Genomic DNA, 1928 nt, shown 5'->3' with positions numbered 1-1928 from the left:
AAATGTGATGGAAGAAGCGGAAGCCTCCTGGAAGGCCGTTCTAAAAAGAGAAACCATCGCGTCACTATCCGCTGACTTTTTTAAAGAAGGATATGATGACAAAATTACTTCTTTAGAGAACTGGATTCAGGAAAAAATGGTCTTGTAAAGAACTCTAATTAACAGAAAGGAATATGAACATGAACGATTATTTAGTAAAAGCTCTTGCCTACAACAATCAGGTACGGGCTTATGCCGTGAGAACAACGGAAACGGTAAGTGAAGCCCAACGGCGTCATTATACCTGGCCCACAGCATCGGCTGCATTGGGACGTTCTATGACGGTCGGCGTCATGCTGGGAGCCATGCTTAAAGATGAGGATAAACTGACGATCAGAATCAACGGTGGCGGACCTATCGGCACCATTCTTGTCGATACCAACTCCAAAGGTGAAGTTAGAGGTTATGTAAAAAATCCACAAACCCATTTTGAGCTTAATCAGATAGGGAAATTGGATGTCGCCAGAGCTGTAGGAACAGATGGAGCGCTAATTGTATCCAAAGATATCGGCTTAAAACACCCGTTTGTTGGACAGGTCCCTCTCATATCGGGTGAACTGGGCGAGGACTTCACATCTTATCTCGTCCAATCCGAACAAATTCCTTCTTCTGTGGGAGCGGGAGTTATTGTTAACCCAGATAACTCTATACAGGCGGCTGGAGGTTTTATTATTCAGCTGATGCCAGATACACCAGAAGAGGTTATCAGTTTTATCGAGAGACGTATTGAGAGCATTCCAAGCATCTCCGCAATGGTCATGGAAGGTCTTACACCAGAGCAGATTCTGGGTCAGATTTTAGGAGAAAGCAACATAAACATACTGGAAACCATGCCTGTACAATTTCATTGTCCCTGCTCAGAAGAGCGCGTTACCAATGCCATTATCAGCTTAGGGAATAAGGAAATAGAAGATATGATCCATACCGATGGACAGGCTGAAGCTCATTGCCACTTTTGTAACGCACACTACCATCTTACCAAAGAAGATCTCGAGGGCATGCTGGAAACAAACATCATTTAAATATGGCTGTTCCCAAAAAGTAGGTTTAGCTACTGGGGAACAGCTTTTTTCTTTCCCAATGCTTCCGATGGTTTCTTAATCCTAAACACGGTAGACTTGTTCATGATGTAAGTGATAATGTTATATTATTCCAATCACTTGAGATGAGGTGCGCTATGCTCGAAAAAGATACGCATGAAATTCTGGCTTATTATGATGGCGGTGCAGAAATAGGCAGGTTAGAGCGAGGCATAGGAAAAATAGAACTGGAAAGATCAAAAGAAATCATTTCACGTTATCTCAGGGAGTCTACTCATGTTATTTACGATATCGGTGGCGGTGTAGGGGTCTACTCTTCGTGGCTGGCGGAGCTGGGATACGAAGTTCATCTATTTGATCTATCTTCCCAAGCCATTGAATTCGCTCGTCAGCAGCAACTGAATAAACCCATCATCAGCAAGCTGGAAACCGCGGATGCCAGAAATCTTGATCGTAAAGATGAAAGCGCGGACATCGTGCTATTGATGGGACCTTTATATCATTTAACGGAACAGAAGGAACGAGTAAAAGCACTGCAAGAAGCGGCGCGTGTCTTAAAAAAAGGTGGAACGCTGATTACTTCAGCTATTTCCAGGTTTGGCTCACTACTGTGGGGGCTATCGGTGTACGGTGAGTGCAATACCATTGTGGAGGAAGATGCGTTCATGGATATGGTCAGACAGGAGCTAACAGATGGTCAGCATGTGCGCCCTGCTGCTTATCCCTCTTTTCTCACACGCTCCTACTTCCATACACCGGATGCTTTGCGCGCAGACTGGCAGGCGGCTGGATTACCGAAGCCTCGTATACTGGGTGTGGAAGGACCCGTCTGGATTGCACCCGGATTTG

2 protein-coding genes are annotated in these 1928 nt (G+C 45.0%); both read left to right on the top strand.

All coding sequences use genetic code 11. The features are described 5' to 3' along the window. The first annotated feature begins 179 nt into the window (after positions 1-179). Entirely contained in the window at positions 180-1061 is an 882-nt protein-coding gene (gene hslO / locus GRP75_RS25755; RefSeq protein ID WP_076265340.1) for an Hsp33 family molecular chaperone HslO, read from the top strand. A 155-nt stretch (positions 1062-1216) separates the two neighbouring features. Then, positions 1217-1928 (top strand): class I SAM-dependent methyltransferase (locus tag GRP75_RS25750; RefSeq protein WP_160790748.1); only part of this gene is annotated, 712 nt, incomplete at its 3' end.

This window comes from Paenibacillus sp. OT2-17, assembly GCF_009827695.1.
Lineage (GTDB): Bacteria > Bacillota > Bacilli > Paenibacillales > Paenibacillaceae > Paenibacillus > Paenibacillus polymyxa_B.
Note: the sequence above shows the minus strand (reverse complement) of the source record. Positions and strands in the feature narration are given on the sequence as shown.